General features: G+C 73.1%; 16 protein-coding genes. 7 read left to right on the top strand and 9 right to left on the bottom strand.

The window, feature by feature from the left end; all coding sequences use genetic code 11:
• Positions 1–16 precede the first annotated feature (16 nt).
• The 4 genes from RM555_RS27910 to RM555_RS27925 are packed head-to-tail and all read left to right on the top strand — an operon-like array spanning position 17 to position 4,858.
• Positions 17–1,198 carry an aminotransferase class I/II-fold pyridoxal phosphate-dependent enzyme gene (locus RM555_RS27910; protein WP_311414512.1) on the top strand — a complete coding sequence of 394 codons (1,182 nt, stop codon included), beginning with the start codon at positions 17–19 and terminating at the stop codon, positions 1,196–1,198.
• Positions 1,185–2,696: an aldehyde dehydrogenase family protein gene (locus RM555_RS27915; RefSeq protein WP_311414513.1), complete on the top strand. Its 1,512-nt coding sequence runs from the start codon at positions 1,185–1,187 to the stop codon at positions 2,694–2,696. Before RM555_RS27910 ends, RM555_RS27915 begins: the two co-directional genes overlap by 14 nt.
• A gap of 14 nt (positions 2,697–2,710) precedes the next feature.
• Complete coding sequence (locus tag RM555_RS27920; protein ID WP_311414514.1) at positions 2,711–3,613, top strand: phytanoyl-CoA dioxygenase family protein; 903 nt, start codon at positions 2,711–2,713, stop codon at positions 3,611–3,613.
• Positions 3,614–4,858, top strand: a complete 1,245-nt coding sequence (locus RM555_RS27925) for an acyl-CoA dehydrogenase family protein (protein WP_311414515.1) — start codon at positions 3,614–3,616, stop codon at positions 4,856–4,858. It abuts the gene before it with no gap.
• 84 nt (positions 4,859–4,942) lie between these two features.
• On the opposite strand, the gene RM555_RS27930 is transcribed toward RM555_RS27925, so the two are convergent.
• Positions 4,943–6,523, bottom strand: a complete 1,581-nt coding sequence (locus RM555_RS27930) for an amino acid adenylation domain-containing protein (protein ID WP_311414516.1) — start codon at positions 6,521–6,523, stop codon at positions 4,943–4,945.
• A 182-nt stretch (positions 6,524–6,705) separates the two neighbouring features.
• The gene (locus RM555_RS27935; protein ID WP_311414523.1) at positions 6,706–8,064 is read right to left on the bottom strand and encodes a hypothetical protein; all 1,359 of its coding nucleotides are present in this window, start codon (positions 8,062–8,064) and stop codon (positions 6,706–6,708) included.
• Between the two features lie 155 nt (positions 8,065–8,219).
• Here RM555_RS27935 and RM555_RS27940 point away from each other — a divergent pair, with 155 nt between their 5' ends.
• Positions 8,220–8,714 (top strand): MaoC family dehydratase, encoded by a 495-nt coding sequence (locus RM555_RS27940; protein WP_132239857.1) that lies wholly within the window; start codon positions 8,220–8,222, stop codon positions 8,712–8,714.
• Position 8,715: 1 nt separating this feature from the next.
• Here RM555_RS27940 and RM555_RS27945 read toward each other — a convergent pair whose 3' ends face one another.
• The 6 genes from RM555_RS27945 to RM555_RS27970 all read right to left on the bottom strand — a co-directional run bounded on the left by RM555_RS27945 (position 8,716) and on the right by RM555_RS27970 (position 14,644).
• A complete protein-coding gene (locus RM555_RS27945; protein WP_311414517.1) occupies positions 8,716–9,678 on the bottom strand; it encodes an ornithine cyclodeaminase family protein in 963 nt (320 codons plus the stop codon).
• A complete protein-coding gene (locus RM555_RS27950) occupies positions 9,675–10,544 on the bottom strand; it encodes an HpcH/HpaI aldolase/citrate lyase family protein (RefSeq protein ID WP_151454060.1) in 870 nt (289 codons plus the stop codon). Before RM555_RS27950 ends, RM555_RS27945 begins: the two co-directional genes overlap by 4 nt.
• Positions 10,541–11,794 (bottom strand): 8-amino-7-oxononanoate synthase family protein, encoded by a 1,254-nt coding sequence (locus RM555_RS27955; protein WP_132239854.1) that lies wholly within the window; start codon positions 11,792–11,794, stop codon positions 10,541–10,543. Before RM555_RS27955 ends, RM555_RS27950 begins: the two co-directional genes overlap by 4 nt.
• Positions 11,794–12,600: a cupin-like domain-containing protein gene (locus tag RM555_RS27960; RefSeq protein WP_311414524.1), complete on the bottom strand. Its 807-nt coding sequence runs from the start codon at positions 12,598–12,600 to the stop codon at positions 11,794–11,796. The genes RM555_RS27955 and RM555_RS27960 overlap by 1 nt, the downstream gene beginning before the upstream one ends.
• 101 nt (positions 12,601–12,701) lie before the next feature.
• Entirely contained in the window at positions 12,702–13,712 is a 1,011-nt protein-coding gene (dmpG, locus tag RM555_RS27965) for a 4-hydroxy-2-oxovalerate aldolase (protein ID WP_311414518.1), read from the bottom strand.
• Positions 13,709–14,644 (bottom strand): acetaldehyde dehydrogenase (acetylating), encoded by a 936-nt coding sequence (locus tag RM555_RS27970; protein WP_311414519.1) that lies wholly within the window; start codon positions 14,642–14,644, stop codon positions 13,709–13,711. The genes dmpG and RM555_RS27970 overlap by 4 nt, the downstream gene beginning before the upstream one ends.
• A 983-nt stretch (positions 14,645–15,627) precedes the next feature.
• Here RM555_RS27970 and RM555_RS27975 point away from each other — a divergent pair.
• Complete coding sequence (locus tag RM555_RS27975) at positions 15,628–17,010, top strand: hypothetical protein (RefSeq protein ID WP_311414520.1); 1,383 nt, start codon at positions 15,628–15,630, stop codon at positions 17,008–17,010.
• A 156-nt stretch (positions 17,011–17,166) separates the two neighbouring features.
• On the opposite strand, the gene RM555_RS27980 is transcribed toward RM555_RS27975, so the two are convergent.
• On the bottom strand, positions 17,167–18,672 hold the full coding sequence (locus RM555_RS27980; RefSeq protein WP_311414521.1) for an aminopeptidase P family protein: 1,506 nt from the start codon (positions 18,670–18,672) through the stop codon (positions 17,167–17,169).
• A 352-nt stretch (positions 18,673–19,024) separates the two neighbouring features.
• On the opposite strand from RM555_RS27980, the gene RM555_RS27985 reads away from it, so the two are divergent.
• Positions 19,025–20,050 (top strand): alpha/beta fold hydrolase, encoded by a 1,026-nt coding sequence (locus RM555_RS27985; RefSeq protein ID WP_311414522.1) that lies wholly within the window; start codon positions 19,025–19,027, stop codon positions 20,048–20,050.
• Positions 20,051–20,189 lie beyond the last annotated feature (139 nt).

Here is a 20,189-nt window from a genome sequence, read left to right on the forward strand (position 1 = left end):
CCGGATAAGTCGGCAGATGACCGACGCGACCGACGCGTACGGGCGGCGCTTGGGGGCCTACCTCGAGCAGTCCTCCTACTCGCGGCTGCGCGGCGGCCCGGGCGTGATCGACCTCGCCTTCGGCGATCCGCACGAGTTTCCCGCGCCGGCCCTGGTAGAGGTCCTGCAACGGCACCTGAGCCCGCAGCACACCGACTGGTTCGCCTACACCCGGGACCACCCGCCGGCCCAGGAGTCGGTGGCGGCCACCCTCAGCCGGGAACTCGCCCTGCCCTTCACCGCCGACGACGTCGCCCTGACCAACGGGGCGTTCGCGGGGCTGACCATCTGCCTGCGCAGCGTCTGCGACCCGGGCGACGAGGTGGTCTACCTCGACCCCGCCTGGTTCTACTACGAGCCGATCATCGCCTCGGTCGGCGCGGTCCCCCGGCCGGTGGCGTTGACCCCCGGTTCCTGGCGACTCGACGCGGAACTCGTCGCGGCGGCGATCACGCCCCGGACCAGCGCCGTCATCGTCAACAGCCCGAACAACCCGACCGGCGCCGTCTACACCGACGAGGAGTACGCCGCGCTCGCCGAGGTGCTGCGGGAAGCGTCGACCCGCAACGGCCGGCCGATCTACCTGCTGTCCGACGAGGCGTACCGGCGCATCGTGTTCGACGGCCGGACGTGTCCCAGCCCGGCGACGCACTACCCGTTCACGTTCCTGGTGCACACCTACACCAAGACGCTGCTGCTGCCCGGGGAGCGCGTCGGCTACGTGGCGATCCCGCCGACCATGCCCGACCCGGCGGTGCTCCGCCGGGCCCTGACCGTGGCCCGCCTCACCACCGGCTGGGCGTTCCCCAACAACTCGCTGCTGTTCGCCCTGCCCGAGCTGGAACAGCACGCGCTGCAGGTCAAGCCGATCGAGCAGCGCCGCGACCTGCTGGTCGACGCCCTGCGCGAGGCCGGGTACGAGGTCCAACCGAGCGAGGGAACGTTCTACCTGCTGGCCCAGGTGCCGGACGCGGACGACTGGGCACACGCGGCCCTGCTCGAGGAGCGCGGCCTGCTGGTGCTGCCGGCCTCGGTGATGGGCGCGCCGGGCTACCTGCGGCTCTCCCTCACCGTCACCGACGACATGCTGGAGGAGACCATCGGCCGGCTGCGATCGGCGCGGCCCTCGACCCGGGAGCACGCCAGTGTCCAGCGGTGACCTCCGCGAGGCCCACGCGGCCGTGACGCTCACCGCGGCGCCGGACGCCCCGGCCCCGGGCCGCCGGGACGCGACGGTGTCCACCGAGGAGGCCCGGCCCGACGTCGAGGCCACCATGGCCCGCGCCCGCCGGGCCCAGGCGGAGGTCGAGTTCTGGCCGCAGGACCGCGTCGACGACCTGGTCGCGGCCCTCGGCTGGGCGGCCTACCAGGAGGACACCGCCCGGTCGCTGGCCGACCTCGCCTACCGGGAGACCGGCCTCGGCGACCCGGAGCACCTGTTCACGCTATACCGGCGCCGGGTCCTCGGCACGCTGCGTGACCTGCACGGCGTCGTCACCAGCGGGATCATCGAGGAGCTGCCGGAGCGTGGCCTGCGCAAGCTGGCCAAGCCCGTCGGGGTGATCGCGGTGGCCAGCCCCGCCACCGCGCCCTGCTCCGGGGTGGTCGGCAACGCCCTGCCGATGCTGAAGACCCGCAACGCGGTGGTCATCACCCCCAACCCCCGGGCCCGGCACTCCGCGGCCCGCACCGTCGAGCTGCTGCGTCGGGCCCTGGAGACGGTCGGCGCCCCGCCGGACCTCATCCAGTGCCTGCCGGTCACCGACCGGCAGACCACCGAGGCCCTGATGGCCGCCGCCGACCTGGTGATCGCCGCCGGCGGGCCCGGCACGGTACGCCGGGCGTACCGCAGCGGCACCCCGGCGATCAGCGCGGGCGTCGGCAACCCGGCGGTGATCGTGGACGACTCGGCCGACGTGGCCGCCGCGGCGGAGCTGATCGTGCTGGGCGGCAGCTTCAACAACGGCACCTCCTGCTCGTCGGAGAGCAACGTGCTGGTGGACGCCGGGATCGCGGCCGCCTTCCTCGACCAGCTGGCCCGGCAGGGCGCCCACCTGTGCGACCCGGCCGAGACGGCACGGCTGCGTACGCTGCTCTGGCCGGACGGGCGGGGGCTCAACCGCGACGCGGTCGGTCGACCCGCCGCGGCGCTCGCCGCCGCCGCCGGGATCGACCTGGCCGAGCCGACCAAGACCACCGCCCTGGTGGCCCAGCTGCCGCCCCTGGCGCCCGGCGGTGTCCCGGCGCTCGACGACCCGATGCTCGGCGAGAAGCTGGCGCCGGTCTTCACCGTGTCGACGTTCAGCGCCTTCGACGACGCGCTGGCCGCGGTGGAGACGCTGCTGGGCCGGATCGGGCAGGGCCACAGCTGCGGCATCCACACCGACCGGCCCGACCGGGTGGTCAGGCTGGCCGAGCGGGCCCGCGCCGGACGGGTGATGGTCAACCAGTCGACCGCCGTGGGCAACAGCGGCAGCTTCGACAACGGGATGCCGTTCACCCAGGTCATCGCCAGCGGCAGCTGGGGCGGTTGCTCCCGGTCGGAGAACGTGACCTGGCGCGACTTCCTCAACTACACCTACGTCTCACATCCCCTGCCGGTCAGCCTGCCGGACGAGGAGACCCTCTTCGGCGCCCACTGGCGACGCCTTCCCTGACGGAGACCCCGCACATGGACATCAGCCCTCCCGAGGCGCCACCGCGCGACCTGACCCGGGCCGAGATCGACGCGTTCCACACCGACGGCGTGGTCCGGCTCTCCGGCATGATCGACGACAGGTGGCTCGGCCGGATCGCCGAAGGCGTCGAGTACCTGCTCGCCAACCCGACCGTGCTGGCGCAGGCGACCGCGTTGCTGGGTGGCGGCGGGTTCGCCGGGGACGCCTTCATGTGGAAGACCCACGACGGCTTCCGCGACTTCATGTTCTTCTCCCCCGCGGCGCGCATCGCCCAGCAGCTGTTCGGCTCCACCGCGATCACCGCCTTCTACGACCAGATCTTCGCCAAGCCGGCAGGATCGGGTGCCCCGACGCCGTTCCACGAGGACGTCAGCTCCTGGCCGATCGCGGGCGAGCAGGTGTGCGCGATGTGGATCCCCCTCGACCCGTGCACCCCCGACACGGCCGCGCTGCAGGTGGTGCGCGGTTCGCACCGCTGGGGCCGGCGCTACGTGCCGATCACCCCGGGGGCCACCCACCTCGGCCGGCGCGAGGAACTCGAGGCGGTGCCGGACGTGTCCGACCACGAGATCCTGAGTTGGGACCTCACGCCCGGCGACATCGTGCTGTTCCACCCGGCCGCGTTGCACGGCGCCACCGGCACCGGCCCCGAGCGGCAGCGTCGGGCGTTCGTCTCCCGGTGGGTGGGCGACGGCGTCACCTTCCAGCCGCAGCACGCCGTCCTGCCGCTGCTGTGGGAACACGGCCTGCGGCCCGGTGATCCCATCGGGGGCCCGCTGTTCCCGAGGGTGCTGCCGACGCCGGTGCCGACGGAGACCGGCGCCCGCTTCGACGGCCCGCAGCAACCCCACGCCGAACGGGCGGAGGAGTTCCTCACCATCCTGAGGATGCTGTAGGTGTTCGGAGAACTCACCGCCACGACCGCCGCCGGCCGGGAGCTGGTCTCCCTCGCCGAGGGCCACGTCGGCACCCTCGTCGAACGGGCCGGCCGGCACGACCGGGACAACACGTTCGTCGCCGACAACTTCGCCGACCTGCGCGACAGCGGGGTGCTCGCCGCGTGCGCCCCGACCCGGCACGGCGGGCTGGGGGTCCGCTCCCTGCACGACGTGCTGGTGGCCGTCTCCCGGCTGGCCCGGGGCTGCGGGTCGACGGCCATCTGCGCGAACATGCACATGGCCTCGGTCTGGGGGCAGGTCCGCCGGTGGGAGCGGGCCGAGGCGGACGGCGACCAGGCCCGGGCGGCGCAGCTCGACGCGATCCTGGAGGCGTTGGGCGGCTCCGACCTGATCATGGCCGGGGCCTCCACCGAACCGGGCGCGACGTGGAACGGCGCGCTCACCGAGGCCGTCCGCAAGGGCGACGAGTACGTCGTCACCGGGCGCAAGACCTTTGTCACCAACTCGGCGGTCGCGGACTCGTTCAACGTCGCCGTTCGGGTCGCCGATCCCGACGGCGGGTGGCGGCACGCCGAGGCCGTCGTCCTGGCCGGCACGCCCGGGCTGACCGTGCTCGGCGACTGGGACGCGTTGGGCATGCGGGGCTCCGGCAGCCACGGGCTCCTGCTGGAGGACTGCGTCGTGCCCGCCGACCGGGTCACGGTCGGGGAGCCGTTCGGCCCGCCGACGCCGGAGGACCTGGCGCGCTCCTGCGCGATCAACTTCCCCCTGCTGGGGGCCTCACTGGGGATCGCCGAGGCGGCCTTCCAGATCGCCGTGGAACACGCCACCCGGGTGCCCCGCCAGCCCGGCCGGGCGGCGCCGGCACACCACCCGTCCGTGCAGCGGGAGATCGCCACCATGGAACTCGACCTGGCGGCCACCCGGGGGGTGCTGGAGCGCTCCGGACGCCTGGTGGACGCCCTGTTCGCCGCCGACGACCCGGCGCAGCGGTCCGAGGCCGCCGTCCGCGACGTCGTACGGGGGTGGCAGACCGCGAAGCTGCTGGCGAACCGTACGGCGGTGAGCACGGTCGACCGGGCCATGACGATCTGCGGCGGGGCGTCCTTCAGCAGCCGGCACCCCCTGTCCCGGCTGTACCGCGACGCCCGCGCGGGCGGCTTCATGCAGCCGTTCGGATCGCTGGACGGCTACCCGTACATCGGGCGGGTCGCGCTCGGACTCGACCCGCACGCCGACTGAGGCCGGCGGACACCCGGTCGCCGCCACGCGCGGTGGCGTGCCCCACGGACCCGTCCTGCCGACCCGGGGCGGCCGGGTCGGGAGCTACCGTCGCGCGGCGGGCCGGCCGGGTGCCGGCAACGCGCGCACGTCCAGCTTCCCGCTCGGCGTCCGGGGCAGCTCGTCGAGGCACACCACGGCGCCGGGCAGCAGGTAGTCGGGCAGCGTCTCGCGGAGCTGGTCGCGCAGCTCGCGGGCGGTCGGTCCGGGCGGCTCGCTCGGCACGACGTACGCGACGAGGCGCGGGACGGAGCCGGTCCCGGCGACCGGCACCACCGCCGCCCGGCGCACCCCGGCGCACCGGCGCACCGCCTGCTCCACCTCGCCCAGCTCGACGCGGTGGCCCCGGATCTTGACCTGGCCGTCGCGGCGGCCGTGGAACTCGACCAGTCCGTCGGGGTGGCGGGTCACCAGGTCGCCCGTGCGGTAGCACCGGCCTTCGGGATGGTCGGTCGGGAACACCTCGCCGGTCGTTGCGGGGTCGTCGCGGTAGCCGCGGGCGAGCCCCGCGCCGAAGATCAGCAGCTCCCCCTCGACGCCCGCCGCGACCGGGCGCAGGTCGGCGTCGACGACGGCGACCCGCGCGTTGTCGATCGGGCGGCCGATCGGCACGGTGGCGGTGCCCGGGCGCGCCGCCGGGTCGGTCGGCACCTCGAAGGTGAGCGCGCCGACGGTGGTCTCGGTCGGGCCGTAGTGGTTGACCATCCGCACGTCCGACAGCTCGCGGACCTGGTCCACCAGCTCCCACCGGCACACCTCGCCACCGACGATGAGCAGGCGGCGGGGCAGGGCCCGCTCCGCCGCCTCGTCGAGCAGCGCCGCCAGGTGCGAGGGGGTGATCTTCAGGACGTCGACGCGGTGCTCGTCCTGGTAGTCGGCGAAGTCGTCGGGGTCCGTCGCGGTCTCGGTGGGCACCAGGTGGAGCGTGTCTCCCCCGGTGAGCGCCGGGAAGACCGCGGTGTGCCCGAGGTCCGTCGCGAGGCTGGTCACCGACGCGAAACGCAGCCGTTCGCCGTCGGCCCGTTCCGGGTCGACCAGCCGGGCGACGAAGGCCGCGTAGTTGGCCAGGGCCGCGTGGGGGATCTCGACGACCTTGGGTACGCCGGTGGAGCCGGACGTGAACACGGTGTAGGCGAGCTGGTCCCCCGCGACCGGCGCCGGACCGCCCAGCGCCCCGGCGCGCTCCGCCGCCGCCCCTGCGCCGATCCAGCCGGCCAGGTCGACGGCGAGCACCACCTGCCCGGACACCGGCGGGTCGTCGCGATCCGTCACCACGACGGCGGCCCCGCAGCCGCGCAGCTGGCTCTCGACGCGGGCCCGGGGCTGGTTGGCGTCCACGCAGGCGTAGCCGGCCCCGGCATGCAGCGCGGCCAGGCACGCCACCAGCTGGGCGGCGCCCCGGTCGGCCAGGACGGCCACCGGGGCGGCTGTCGCACCGTGGCGCCGCAACACGTCGGCGAGACCCGCGACGGCGTGGCGCAGCTCGGCGTAGCTCAGTGCCGCGTCCGCGCCGACGACGGCCGTGCGGTGGCCGTGTCGTTGCGCGGCCGCCCAGATCAGCGCGGGCACCGCCCGGTCGGGTTGCCACCCGGTCGGCGGTCCGGGCACCTCGGGATCGGCAGGCATGGCAGGTCCCTTCGGTTCGACGGCGGCGGGCCGACAGGTCGCCGGTCGACCGTGGGGTCGCGCGGCACGGGCTTGCGGTGGCAGCGATCGTGACACGGGGGCCGCACCGCGACAACACCTCATTCGTGCCGCGAACCCCTATCGTCGGGGCCGCACGGCGGACGACGACGCGTCCGGTGTGGTCAGACGGCCACCATGCAGTTGTCGGAGCCGCTGTCGCGCCCCCGGGCGCTGACGATCCCGGCGGAGCCGTCGCCGTAGTAGCGGCAGAACAGGCCCGCCGCGCGGCCGCCGAACAGCAGCGGCCCGATCACCGGGGCGACCTCGACGTCGTGGGGTTCGTCGGCGCCGTCGGCGACGAGCGAGACCCGGCACGTGCGTGGCGCCACGAAGTCCTGCACCACGCTGGTGCCGTCGGCGGCGGCCTCGGCGACGGCGGACTCCCACGTCGCCTGGTCGACCTCGCCGCCGATGACCACCTGCTTGCCGCTCTCCCCCAGGCCCGCCTTGAGCACCAGCAGGTCCCGGTTCGCCACGACGAACGGGAGCAGCTCGACCTCGCGACCCGCCCGGCTGGTGCGGCGGTCCGCGAGGATCCGCGTCCACGGCACGTACCTGTCGACGAGGCTCCGGTCGGCCGCGCTCATCCACGGCCGGCCCTCCGAGAGCAGGCCCATGGTCAGCTTGCTGTGCATGAAGGTCGACGTCTGGGTGCCCACGAGCAGGCAGCCGTTGTCGAGCGCGTCCTGCACGTAGCTGGTGTCGAGACCGGCGTCGAGCCAGTCCGGGATGGTGAAGTTGCGCAGCCCGATCGGGTAGCGCAGGTGGGGCGGGCAGTCCCACGCCTCCGGCAGCTCCTCGGGCTCGAAGAAGCGGGCGGTGAGGCCGTGGTTGTTGAGGTAGTCGGCCTCCAACTGGAAGTAGCGGCTCTGCACGCCGTAGACCCGGGCGCTGCCGACGATGGCCACCCTGGGCGCCAGCCCCAGCTCGGCGCAGAGCGCGCGGTACATCTCGGCGCGCACGGCGAACGGGTCCGGGGAGCTGAACGGGGTCCTGCCCGCCGCGTCGGCGTGCAGCCTGCGCCACACCTCGAGGCGGCAGCGCGTCTCCACCACGCCGCCGAGCGCGCCGCTGACGTTGAACTCCAGGAACTGGGGCCCGTCCGGCCCGATGACGACGTCCGGCCGCACGACGCAGTCCGGATAGCGCTCCTCGACGAACGGGTCCCGCACGAACAGCTGGTCCTCGCTCTGCGGCATGCGGTAGGCCGCCAGCCGGCCCTGCGTGGTGGGGGCCGTCTCGAGGGCGGTGCGGCGGAGCAGGTCGACCAGCGCGGCGGCCGCCCGGAAGATCTCGGCGTAGGACGCGCGCGGGATGGCGATCGGTGCCGCCGGCAGCAGCCGCTGGTAGGGCCAGCCCGTGTCCCGCAGCTCGTGGCGGAGCATCCCGCGGATCGTCTCCGCCGGCGCGGCCGGCGCCACGCGGTGGGTGCCGAACCACGGATGCCCGGCCGGCCCCGCACTGCCGACATGCTCGCGCACGGTCACCTGACCTCCCCGGAATCGCACGTCGGGCCGGCGCCGGTGCGTGCTCGCCGCGGGGCCGGTATCTCCGAAACGATGATCGACATAGACTAACATTCACGTCCGACGGGGACCGCGTCGGTTCGTCCACCTCCGACACGGGAGAACCGCCGATGACCTTGCGTCATGTTCAGGGCAACGAGTACCGCGAAGAGCACGGCGGGGACTACGAGGACTTCGAGCCCGGCATGGTGATCCGGCACTGGCCGGGCCGCACCATCTCCGAGACCGACAACACCTGGCTGACCCTGCTCACCATGAACCAGCACCCGCTGCACTTCGACGAGCACTACGGCGCGGGCAGCGAGTACGGGCGGGTGCTCGTCAACAGCGGGATCACCCTGTGCCTGATCGGCGGCATGACCGTGCAGGCCCTGTCGGCGCGGGCGGTGGCCAACCTCGGCTGGGACAAGGTCCGCCTGCGGGAGCCGGTGTTCGTCGGCGACACGTTGTACGCCACCAGCCGCATCCTCGACAAGCGCCTGAGCCGGTCCCGGCCCGGCCAGGGCATCGTCACGGTGGAGACGACGGGCACGAAGTCCACCGGCGAGACGGTCATCGTCTTCGAGCGTTCCTTCATGGTCCGCTGCCGGGACAGCTCCGCCTGACCTACGCCACGGGCGCCGCCCCCTCGTGCAGCGCCACCGCGGCGGCGGTGTCCTCGATGGCCATCCCGACCGTACGCAGGACGGACGTCCGCCCGCCGACGCGCACCCCGCCGGTGACCAGCCTGCCCAGCTCGTGCAGGTCGTCCACGCCGATCAGGCCGGCGGCCAGGGCGGCGCGCACCTCACCGGCGCCGTCCAACGCGGCGGTGCGGTCCTCGACGACCGCCACGGCGTCGGCCAGCAGGGCGGGGTCGAGTTCGATCGCGTCCGGGTGGGTGCCGCCGATGACGTTGACGTGCGCCCCGGGCGCCACCCAGTCCGCCTCCACCAGCGGCGTGTTGTCGCTGGTGGAGGTCGCCGTGCAGATGATCGCCGCGTCGGCGACGGCGGCCTTGGCGCTGTCGCAGACGCTCGCGTGCACGGGGTGGGGCACGGCGTCGCGCACCCAGTCGGCGAACTGCTCCGCCCGGTCCCGGGTCCGCGAGAACACCCGTACGCTGCGGATCCGGCGCACCGCCGCCACCGCGCGCACCAGCGACCGCGCCTGCACCCCCGCCCCGATGACCGCGAGGTCCTCGGCGTCCTCGGCGGCGCACCAGCGGGTCGCCAGGGCGGCGACCGCACCGGTGCGCACGGCGGTCAGCTCCGCGCCGTCGAGCAGGGCCGTGATCTGCCCGGTGGTCAGGTCCGTCAACGCGACGACCCCGTGGATCAGCGGCAGGCCCCGGCCGGGGTTGTCGGGGGTGAGCGTGGTGATCTTGACGCTGCCCACCCCGCGCCGCTCCCAGACGGCGGGGCTGACCAGCAGGACCCGCTGGGGGCCGTGCTCGATGACGGTGCGCGCCGGGGAGTCGGTCCGGCCGGCGACCAGGTCCGCGAACATCTCGCCCAGCGCGTCGATCACCCGCACCATCTGGGGCGTGCCCGCCATCTGTGCGGCGTCGACCGTCACCGGCCCGGTCATCCGGCAGCTCCGTCGGTGCCGAAGCGGGCAGCCCAGGCGTCCTCGCGCGAGACGGTGGCGCGGGCCATCCGGGCGAACGGCGGGCCGACCATGTTGCCGTCCAGCACGGCGATCCCGCCGTTGGCCGCCCGTACGGCGTCGGCCACCCTGCGCGCCAGGCGCAGGTCGTCGGCCTGGGGGCGCAGCACCCGGTTGATCTCGTCGAGCTCGCCCGGGTGCACCGTCGCCTTGCCGTGGAAGCCGAGCGCCCGCACCCGGGCGGTCTCCTGCGCCAGGACGGCCGGCTCGGCGAGCCGGAAGTTGGCGGTGTCGATGCAGGCGGTGCCGTGCCGGGCGCAGGCCAGTGCCATCGCCTGCCGGGCGGCGAGCATGGCCTCCCAGGTGATCTCGACCCCGAGCGTGGCGGCCAGATCGGCCGAGCCGAGGACCAGCCCGTCGCTCGCCCCGGCGATCGCGTCGATCTCCGTGACCGCCTCCACCGTCTCCACCGTCACGTAGATCTCCGGGTGCGCGTCCGCGCTGGCCAGGATCTGCCGCAGCAGGGCCACCTCGGCCGCCGACGTCACCATCGTCATCATGACGATGCCGGGCCGCACCGAACACTCCGTGAGGGCCACCAGGTCCTGCACCGCCGCGACGCTGCCCAGCTGGTTGATGCGCACCGCGACGTTCTCCGGCCGGGGCGCCTTCTCCAGCGCGGCCCGGCACACCGTGCGCGCGGCCGGCTTCTCGGCCGCCGGTACGGAGTCCTCCAGGTCGATCAGGTGCACGTCCGCGTCGTAGGACCACGCCTTGACGACCCGGTCCAGCGACAGCGCCGGGGTGTAGAGGATGCTGCGCGGGATCGCCCGCGCGGCGCCGGTCACCGGGTCACCGGCTCGGGTCGCGCGTCGGCCGGGCGGGCGCCCGCCTCGACGAGCACGGAGCACAGCCTGGTGATCTGCTCCTCGGTCTGGCCCGCGCGCAGCATGACCCGCAGGCCGGCGGTGCCGCGGGCGACGATCGGGAAGAACACCGGCGAGGTGTAGAACCCGGCCGCGAAGACCCGCTGGGCCGCCTCGACGACGGTCTCGTCGCTCATCGGCACCACCCGGATCGGGTACGTGCTGCCGGACTGTTCGGTGGCCAGCAGCGAGTCGAACAGCGCGATGTTGGCCCGCAGCCGCCCCTGCAACCGGGTGAGCTCCTCGGTGCGGTGGATCTCCGCCGAGGCGAGCGCGGCGCCCACGGCGGCGGCGTTCATCTTCTGCGAGTAGCCCAGGGGCCCCGCGAAGCGTTCGACGATCCGCCGCGTCTCCTTGGGGAAGCCGTCGAGCAGGATCGCCGTGCCGCCCGCCCCGAAGCCCTTGCTCAGGGTCGCGACGGTGATGGTGCGGTCGTCGCGCACCGGGCAGTGCGAGCGGACGTAGCCGATGCCGCGCTCGCCGTACGCCGACAGCGAGTGCGAGTCGTCGTAGAAGACCATCATGTTGTACTTGTCCTGGAGCACGGCCAGTTCCTCGACGGGCGCGTAGCCGCCGAGGCTGTCCGAGCCGTCCACGACGTAGCAGACGCGTTCGTAGGTGCGGCACATGTCCTCGAGGTAGTCGAGGTCGTGGTGGCGGCAGGTGACGACCTCGGTCTCGTCGGCGCAGTTCGGCTTGGCGTTGGCCATCGACACGTGGGCGTTCTTGTCGAAGACCATCAGCGGGCGGGTGCCGTTGCCGAGGTGCCCCGACGCGATCAGCGGCAGCAGGCCGGTGCTGGCCGCCGCCGTGGAGATCGCGCTGATCACCATGGCGTCGAACAGCTCGCCCAGCGACTCCTCCAGCTCCAGCAGCACCGACGTCTGGACGCGGGTGCGCGGGATGCAGTGGTCCAGCACGCCGAAGCGGCGCAGCGCGGCGACGGCCCCGTCGATCACCTTGGGGTGGGTGTCCAGGTCCAGGTAGGAGCAGACGGTGAAGTTGACGAACTCGTGGCCGTCGGCCATCCGGAACACGCCGTCGGAGAGGTCGCCGACGATGCCGGCGACCCCGTGCTCCTCGGACATGTTCCAGAAGGTGTTCCCCACACCGATGAGCTTGTCGTTGTTGCGGTAGCGGTGGGTGGGGGTGATGGACTTGCGCTCGCTCATCAGGAGTTCACCTCGGTGGGCTTGTAGCTGTAGACACCCTTGACCCTCCGGTAGGCGTACGTGTACAGCGCGACGCCGAGCGCGTGCGGCCTGCGGAGGATCTTCTTCGACTTCAGCCAGAAATTGACGTTGATGTTCATCTCGTCCAGCGACTCGGCCTGGTGCCACCAGCCGAGCGGCAGGTAGAGCATGTGGCCCGGTTCGAGGACGAAGTCACGGCGCTGGGCCAGCTTGGGCGCCACCCTCGGGAAGCGCACCAGGTCGACGTTGTCCAGGTCGAAGACCTGGGACTTGTCCCCGAACCCGCGCAGCACCGAGCGCGGATAGTACTCGCGGGAACCGGGCGGGGCGATGATGAACCGCTTGCGGCCCTCCAGCGCGATGTTGAAGTTCTCGAACTCGTCGAAGTGGTTCTTGGTGAACACACCGCGGTGGCTGATCCACAGGTTCGCCGCGTACAGCGAGTCGCCGTAGCCGAAGAACTTGTCCGCGTCGAAGCCGATGACGGCGTTGACGTCGGCCGGGCTGTTGCGGATGTTCGACACCACCCGGTGCCACGTGCCCGGGGTCGTCAGGTGGCGCTCGTCGGCGAAGAAGTCGCGCAGCTTGATGTCGCGGGTCTCCCAGCGCCCCGGGTGGTTCTTGTCGCCCGGCTCGGTGAACAGGGTGACGGTCATGTCGGCCAGCCGGCTCGCCACGCCGTCGCGGCCGAGCCCCTGCACGTCGGGCGGCAGCGCGATCACCACGGGCACGTCGGCCTTGAACAGGCCGCCGGGGCCGGCGGCCATGAACTCGTCGAAGGTCATGCGGGCCACGGGGACGCCCGCCGACCCGTTCGCGTTGGACACTGCGTCCGGAACTCCCATGTCGCCTTTCCTCACTGCTGAGGGCCGCGGTGCGCGGCCGGTCACGCGTTGGCCCTGCGGGCGCTCAACTCCGCCACCACGTCCACGATCAGGTCCTCCTGGCCGGCGATGGCCTGTCGCCTGCCGAGTTCGAAGAACACGTCGCGCGCGTCGACGCCGGCGCGGCCGGACAGCTCGACCACCCGGTGCTTGAACCCGGAGAACACCCCGGCCAGGCCGCTCACGATGGACATCGAGGCGGTGATGGGAGGTGCGGGCATCAGCTCGCGTTCCGCGAGGTCGGCGGCGTCGAGGAGCGCGTACAGGTCGATGCCGGTCGCGAAGCCGCTGCGCTCCAGCACAGGGACGAGCACCTCGAGCTGGGTGTTGCCCGCCCCGGCGCCGAAGCCCCGCGCGCAACCGTCGATGATCAGGGCGCCGGCCTGCGCCGCGGCCACCGAGTTGGCGACGGCCATGCCGAGGTTGTCGTGGCCGTGGAAGATCACCGGCGTGTCGACCGCCGCGACGATCGCACCGATCCGCGCGGTGACGTCGGCGGGCAGGAAGTGGCCCGCCGAGTCCATGATCCCGACCGCCTGCGCGCCGTACGCGACGGCCTGCGCGGCGTGCTCGGCCAGTTCGGCGGGGGACGCCATGTGGCTCATCATCAGCACGCAGTGCGCCTCGGCGCCGGCCTCGCGCAGGACGTCGAGGTGCCGCTCGGCCAGCGACGTCTCGGTGGCGTGCACACCGATGCGGACGACGTCGGCGCCGTGGCCGATCGCGCGCCGCAGGTCGTCGGAGGTGCCCCAGCCCGGCAGCATGAACACGCCCATCCGGCTGTGCCGCAGCGCCTCCCGGACCGTCGACAGCATCTCGTCGTCGCTGACCGCGGCCTGACCGACCTGTAGGGACGACGCGCCGAGGCCGTTGCCGTGGCCGACCTCGACCACCGGGATCCGCGCCGCGTCCGCGGCCTCCGCGTAACGGCGCAGGGCGACGGCCCCGAGCTGGTGGCGGACCGCGTGCTGGCCGTCGCGCAGCGTCGGGTCGTGGATCACGACGTTCCTCATCGGGCCGCCTCCGTCCGGGCGGTCCGGCCCAGCCGGGCCGCGTGCTGCTCGGCGACCAGGATGGCGGCCGAGTTGATGATGTCGAGGTTGCCGGCGTACCGGGGCAGCACGTCGCTGTGGGCGGTGACCTGGAGGGCGACCGTCACCCGGTCGTCGACCACGGTGCAGGCGGTCACCGCGTAGCCGGGGGCGAACGACCGCACCTGCTCGGCCACCGGGTCGACTGCCGCGCGCACCGCGGCGACGTCGGCGCCGGGGATCCGCGCGTGCACGGCCGTCCGGAACGTCGCCGGCGGCACCGCGGGGCTGATGTTGAGGATGGCCTTGACGTCGCGCACGCCGGAGAACGTCGTGACGGCGTGCCGGGTGGTCGCCACGTACTCGTCGAGGTTCAGCCGGGTGCCGCGGCCCGCGACGTCGCTGGCCACCGTCGAGACGACCTCGATGTAGCTCACCGGGAAGCGGGCGGCGAGCGCGTGCGCGACCGGGATGGACGCCTGGCCGCCGCAGCTGATCAGGTTGATGTTGCGCCCGGTCGTCGCCTCCACCCCGGTCACGGTCGGCACCACCATCCGGCCCACCCGGCTGGGCGTCATGTCGACCACCAGCGTGCCGAGCGGCTCCAGCAGCGACCAGTGGCGCAGGTGCGACGCCGCGTTGGTGGCGTCGAACACGACGTCGAACGCGTCCCCCGCCGCCAGCACGGCGTCGATCCCGGCGGCGCTGACGGGGTAGCCGAACCGCTCGGCGTGCCGCAGGCCCGCCGAGTCCGGATTGCGCCCGGCCACCAGGCGGCAGTCCAGCAGGGCGGATCGGTGGATCTTGCTGATCAGGTCCTGGCCGATCGCCCCGGTGCCGATGACGGCGACGGTGGCGGTGGCGGGTTCGACGACGCGGACCTCGGCGTCGGTCACGTCCGCGGTGAGACTCAAGGCGTGCCTCCAGGGCGCCGGAGCCGGCCGGTCCACGACCGCCGGGCGAGGGATCGGCGGGTACGGGTCGCGCGGCTCACGGATACCGGGTCGTAGGTTCTCAAGTACGTCGTCCTCACCATTCGAAGTGCGCGGCGCCCCGGGCGGAACCTCGTGCGGCACGACAGGGGTCGGTCGCGCGGGGTCGGCGTGCCGGACGTCGCCGCCCCGCCGTGCCGCTCCGGGGTGCGGGTGCCCGGACGACCCGCGCGACGCCCACGGCGGCGCGGCCGCCCTCGGGGCGTCGCGGTCGGTGGACAGTCGGGAGACGGGTGCGCCGGGCGGATGTCGGGACACGTCGTGACCGGGAGTCGTTCGGCGAATCCATTCGGCCGGAATTGCCGAGTCGAACAACAATCGGACATATACCTTGATCTCAGAAGTCTCGACGTATTAACCGAAGAAGCCCCCGTTTACCTGCGCGACAATCAATGCGGCCGTTGCGCTCCGTCAGCCGCAGCGTTCCGTCGGCATCGAAGCTATCAGATGGCCACGCCGAGTGGACCCGGCTGTTACGTCACTCTCGCGACAGTCCAGGCTGGAGTGTGAACCGTCACAGAGCCCGCGAACGGGCGATGCGCGGCGGCAGTCACCGACTCGCTCGCGGCGCTCCGGAGGGCCTCCGGGCAGGTCGTACGCCCGAGCTGCCCGCGCGGTCCTCCGGCGGGTCACCGATCCGTCGCCCGCCGTCGACGGCACTGCGCCGTCGACGCCGCCACGACCATTTGCGACTATCCTCGTCAGCTCCACCGTGCCGGCATTTTCGGACGGTCCGGCCGAATTGTCGACGGCGGTGTATCGGCAGATCGAAAGAGGAAGGGAATGGCACGTCCGCCCACCCGCCGACGCAGCTCGACCGGCGCCGGACGACCATCGCCGCCGCATCCCCTGCCGGCCCCGCCCGCCCTGAACCGGACGCGCCACCCGCCCCGAGAGGACACACCATGACGACCACCCGGCCGCCCGCAGTGAGCAGGTCGCCACTCGGCCGCGCGTACGCCGAGCACCTCGCCCGGAGCGCGTCGACGGACGACCCGACGGCCGCCGCCCTGGACTCGGCCATCCTCGAGCCGTACCGGGACCGGTTCATGAGCGCCCCCGCCTTCCTGGCGGAGAGCGAGTGCCGGGCCGTCGCCCGGGACCTGCGCACCGTCTACGACCTGCTGCGCGCCCTGCCGGAGCGGGTGTTCGACGGGGACCTCACCGCCCTGGCCGAGGCCGTCGGCATGGATCCCCGGCAGACGGCGCTGATCACGCGCGGCGCCCGCGCCGGGTCGCTCGTCCCGCTGGGCCGCGCCGACCTCTACCACGACGGCGCGGGGTTCCGGCTGCTCGAGTTCAACCTCACCAGCGCCCTCGGCGGCTTCGAGTCCGCCGACATCAACCGGGCGATGCTCGCGTACCCGCCGCTGCGGGAGTTCGTGGACCGGCACGGGCTCCGGTACCCGGACACGCTGGGCTGCATCGTGCGGATGATGTACGCCGAGTGCGCCGCGATGATCCCCACGGACCGGCCGCCCGTCGTCGCCGTGGTGGACACGACGGAGAACTACCCCATCGTGGGCGGCCGGCTCGAGGTGTTCGCCGAGCTGCTCGCCGGGTACGGGATCGAGGGCATCGGCTGCCACCTCGGCCAGTTCACGTACCCGCAGGGCCGGCCGACCGTGGCGGGCCGCGCCGTCGACGTCGTCGTGCGCTACTTCCTGCCCGAGGACCTGGCCGACCCGGTGGCGGCGGCCCAGGTGGAGCCGCTGCTGGTCGCCGCGGAGCAGGAGAAGGTCGGCCTGTTCAGCCGCCTGGACGCCGAGCTCTACGGCAACAAGGGCACCCTGGCCATGCTCTCCGACGACCGGCACCGGGGCCTGTTCGACGCCGACGAGCTGGCCTGCGTCGACCGGCTCCTGCCGTGGACCCGGCACGTACGCCCGCGCGGCACCGATCCCGAGGGGGCCGAGGTCGACCTGCTCGCCTACGCCCGCGCCCGGCAGGACGAGCTGGTCCTGAAGCCGACGCTGCTGCACGGGGGCAACGGCGTACTCGCCGGGTGGACGGTGGGCGGCGACGAGTGGCAGGCCCGGCTCGACGCCGCGCTGGACGGCCCGTACGTGCTGCAACGCCGGGTCCGGCCCGCCGCCGAGCCGTTCGCCGACGGCGCGGGCGGCGTGCGGGACCTCTACCTCAACTGGGGGGTCTACCTGGCCGACCGCGACGTCGTCGACGAGGACGGCTACGCCGGCTGCCTCGTCCGTGGCAGCACCGACCCGGGGGTCGGGGTGGTCAGCATGGCCGGCGGCGCGAAGATCGGCTGCACCTTCCACGGCGGCTGAGCGCCCGTCGCCGGCCGGGTGGGGCCGTCGCGGCCGTACCGCCGCCCGCCGGGCACCGGATCACGGTGCCCGGCGGGCTCAGCGGTGTGTGACGGCCGGTGGGGCCGGCACGGCCGGGCGCTGCGCGCCCGCACGTGCCGGCCGGTCGCGGGGTGCTCAGGCACCCGCGCCGGAGCGCACCCGGTCGATCCAGGCCTCGACGTCGTCGGCGGTACGCGGCATGGCCGACGACAGGTTCTCGTGGCCGTCCTCGGTGACCAGCACGTTGTCCTCGATCCGGACGCCGATGCCGCGGAACTCCGCCGGCGCCAGCAGGTCGTCGGCCTTGAAGTACAGGCCGGGCTCGACGGTCAGGATCATCCCGGGCTTCAGCTCGCCGTCCATGTACTCCTGACGCAGCAGCATCTGGCAGTCGTGCACGTCCATGCCGAGGTGGTGGGAGGTGCCGTGGACCATCCACCGCCGGTGCCAGCCGCCGCTCTCCCGGTCCAGCGTCTGCTCGAGGGTCACCCCCTCGGGCAGCAGCCCCCACTCGTGCAGCCGCCGGGCGATGACCACGTTCGCGGCGGCGTGGATGTCGCTGAACTTGTTGCCCGGCTTGACCGCCGCCAGGCCGGCCTCCTGCGCCTCCAGGACCGCCTCGTAGATCTTGCGCTGCACGTCGGTGAAGCGACCGGTCACCGGGAGGGTGCGCGTGATGTCGGCGGTGTAGAGGGAGTCGACCTCGACGCCGGCGTCCACCAGGATGAGGTCGCCCTCGCGGACCGGACCGGTGTTCTTCGTCCAGTGGATGGTGTTGGCGTGGTCGCCGGAGGCGCAGATGGTCTCGTAGCCGATGCCGTTGCCGTCGTGGCGTGCGTACAGGCCGAAGAGACCCTCGACCCACCGCTCGCCGCGCTCCTTGCCGACGGCCTCGGGCAGCCCGGCGATGATGGCATCGAAGCCCCGGTGGGTGGCGGCGATCGCCTTGCGCATCTCGCCCACCTCCCACTCGTCCTTGCACAGTCGCATCCCCGACAGGTGGCGGGCCAGCTCCTCGTCCGCCTCGTGCTGCTGCGTGACCGACGCGGGCGTCTCCGCCTGGGCCCGGGTCTCGTCGACGAGCCGGGCGAGCTCGCCGTCGGCCCCCCGCACCACGCGCACCACGGTCGCGCCGGCGTCCTTGGCCAGGACGTCCGGGAGCGAGTCGATGTGCCGGGTGCCGATGCCCAGCCGCTGCTCGATCTCGCGCATCGTCGGGCGGGGTCCGACCCAGAACTCGCCGAACCGGGAGTCCGCGAAGAACTCCTCGCTGTCGCGCGGCGCGAGCGGCCGGAAGAACAGGATCGCCTCGTGGCCGTCGGGCCTGGGGTCCAGCACCAGGACGCTGTCGGGCTCGGTGTCGAACCCGAGACCGGTCAGCCAGGCGAAGGCCGTGTGCGGGCGGAAGGTGTAGTCGGTGTCGTTGCTGCGCACCTTGAGGCCGCCGGCGGGGATGATGAGGCGCTCGCCCGGGAACCGGCGTGACAAGGCCGCCCGGCGGCGGGCCGCGTGCTCGGCGACCTCCGCGCGCGGGACAGGTGCCGCATCCGTAGTGGCCCAGCCGGAGGCGATGAAAGCGCGGAACGCGTCGCTCGTCGGGGTGTTACGGTGGCTGGCTTTCACCTGCTCGTCGCTTGTCATGGCCGATATCCTGCCACGCGCCGTGGAGCCACGGCAAAGCTGTCGCGACCCTCGACTGTGGCCCTGGAGCGCCCCGGCGGCAGGCGTGGTTCGCGGTCGTCACCGCCGGGCGTCCGGCGCGTAAGCGGGTATCGACGTTTGTGTCCACGGCACGGGCCGCAGAGTTTTGCCGAAACGCCACAATCGATCGACGTCTTGACATCCGTTGTAACATTTCCGAAGCCGCTCGATCGGCATCCGTGGCGCGCTTGCGAACGCCGCCGTTTCCGCTTTGTTTGATCCGACCGTCCGATGCGGTCGCCAACTCACGGAAAGCGAAGTGTCCATGCAATTTTCTGCGTTGAGTTCTGCGGTGAAGACAGCTTTCGGCAGTGATTCGCGTCGTCGGGGCAGGCGGATCGCCGTCGCGGCCGCGCTCGGGCTGGCGCTCGTGGGCGGGGCGGGCGCGGGTGCCGCGGCCGTGGCCCCCGCGCCGCCGCCGGAGCCGGCCGCGGCGCCCGTCGGCGGCCACGCCGTACGCCAGGGCAACGTCACGGTCGACGGCGCGAGCCTGCGTTACACCACCAGCGGGAGCGGCTCGCCGCTGGTGCTGCTGCACGGCTGGCCGCAGACGTCGTGGGTGTGGCACAAGGTGCTGCCCAGCCTCGCCCGGCAGCACACCGTGATCACGTTCGACCTGCCCGGCCTGGGCGCCTCCACCGCCCCCGCCGGCGGCTACGACAAGGCCACCACGGCGCGCCGGATCCGGCAGGCGGTCAACCAGCTCGGCTTCACCCAGGTGGCCCTGATCGGTCACGACCTCGGCGCCATGGTCGCCTACAACTACGCCCGCGACTTCCCCACCGAGGTCACCCGGATCGGCGTCGTCGAAAGCCCGCTGTCGGGATTCGGACTGGAGAACTTCTACGGCATCAGCTGGCACTTCCTCTTCAACGCCTCACCCGCGCCCATCCCGGAACGCATCATGGACAACGAGGACGTCCCGACCTATCTGGGAATGCTCTTCGACCGCGCGCAACATCCGGAGGCGATCGACCGCAACGTCTACTACCGCGCGTATTCCGACCCCGCGAAGCGGACGGCGGGATACGAGTACTACCGGGCGTTCAAGGCCGACGCCGCCGACAACCAGGCCCACGCCCAGTCGAAGCGCCTGACCATTCCCGTGATGGCCATGGGCGCCCAGTCCGTGTTCGGACCCGCCGTCGCCGCCTCCTACCAGCAGGTGGCCGACGACGTCCGCACCGTCGTGGCCCCCGACACCGGCCACTGGATCGCCGAGGAGAACCCGACCTTCTTCAGCGCCTGCGCGTTGCTCTTCTTCGGGCCCTCCACCGGCACCCCGTCCAGCCCCGAACTCACCGCCTGCACCCCCTGACCGGAGCCCCTTTCGTACGCACCGCGCCACGGCGAGGACGACCTGCGTCGACCCGGGCCGGCGGGGGCGGGGCCACCCCCCGGCCCGTCCACCCCGCAGCCCACGCCGTGGCGTCGGCGTACGTCGCCGGCCCCGACCG

Origin of the sequence: Micromonospora reichwaldensis (genome assembly GCF_031845925.1) — a bacterium.
Classification (GTDB): Bacteria; Actinomycetota; Actinomycetes; order Mycobacteriales; family Micromonosporaceae; genus Micromonospora; species Micromonospora reichwaldensis.

What these genes read in the sequence shown, in the direction of transcription:
- RM555_RS27910 (WP_311414512.1), top strand. Translation starts at nt 17, where the DNA reads ATGACCGACGCGACCGACGCGTACGGGCGGCGCTTGGGGGCCTACCTC.
- RM555_RS27920 (WP_311414514.1), top strand. Translation starts at nt 2,711, where the DNA reads ATGGACATCAGCCCTCCCGAGGCGCCACCGCGCGACCTGACCCGGGCC.
- RM555_RS27930 (WP_311414516.1), bottom strand. Translation starts at nt 6,523, where the DNA reads ATGCCTGCCGATCCCGAGGTGCCCGGACCGCCGACCGGGTGGCAACCC.
- RM555_RS27940 (WP_132239857.1), top strand. Translation starts at nt 8,220, where the DNA reads ATGACCTTGCGTCATGTTCAGGGCAACGAGTACCGCGAAGAGCACGGC.
- RM555_RS27945 (WP_311414517.1), bottom strand. Translation starts at nt 9,678, where the DNA reads ATGACCGGGCCGGTGACGGTCGACGCCGCACAGATGGCGGGCACGCCC.
- RM555_RS27955 (WP_132239854.1), bottom strand. Translation starts at nt 11,794, where the DNA reads ATGAGCGAGCGCAAGTCCATCACCCCCACCCACCGCTACCGCAACAAC.
- RM555_RS27960 (WP_311414524.1), bottom strand. Translation starts at nt 12,600, where the DNA reads ATGACCTTCGACGAGTTCATGGCCGCCGGCCCCGGCGGCCTGTTCAAG.
- dmpG (WP_311414518.1), bottom strand. Translation starts at nt 13,712, where the DNA reads ATGAGGAACGTCGTGATCCACGACCCGACGCTGCGCGACGGCCAGCAC.
- RM555_RS27975 (WP_311414520.1), top strand. Translation starts at nt 15,628, where the DNA reads ATGACGACCACCCGGCCGCCCGCAGTGAGCAGGTCGCCACTCGGCCGC.
- RM555_RS27980 (WP_311414521.1), bottom strand. Translation starts at nt 18,672, where the DNA reads ATGACAAGCGACGAGCAGGTGAAAGCCAGCCACCGTAACACCCCGACG.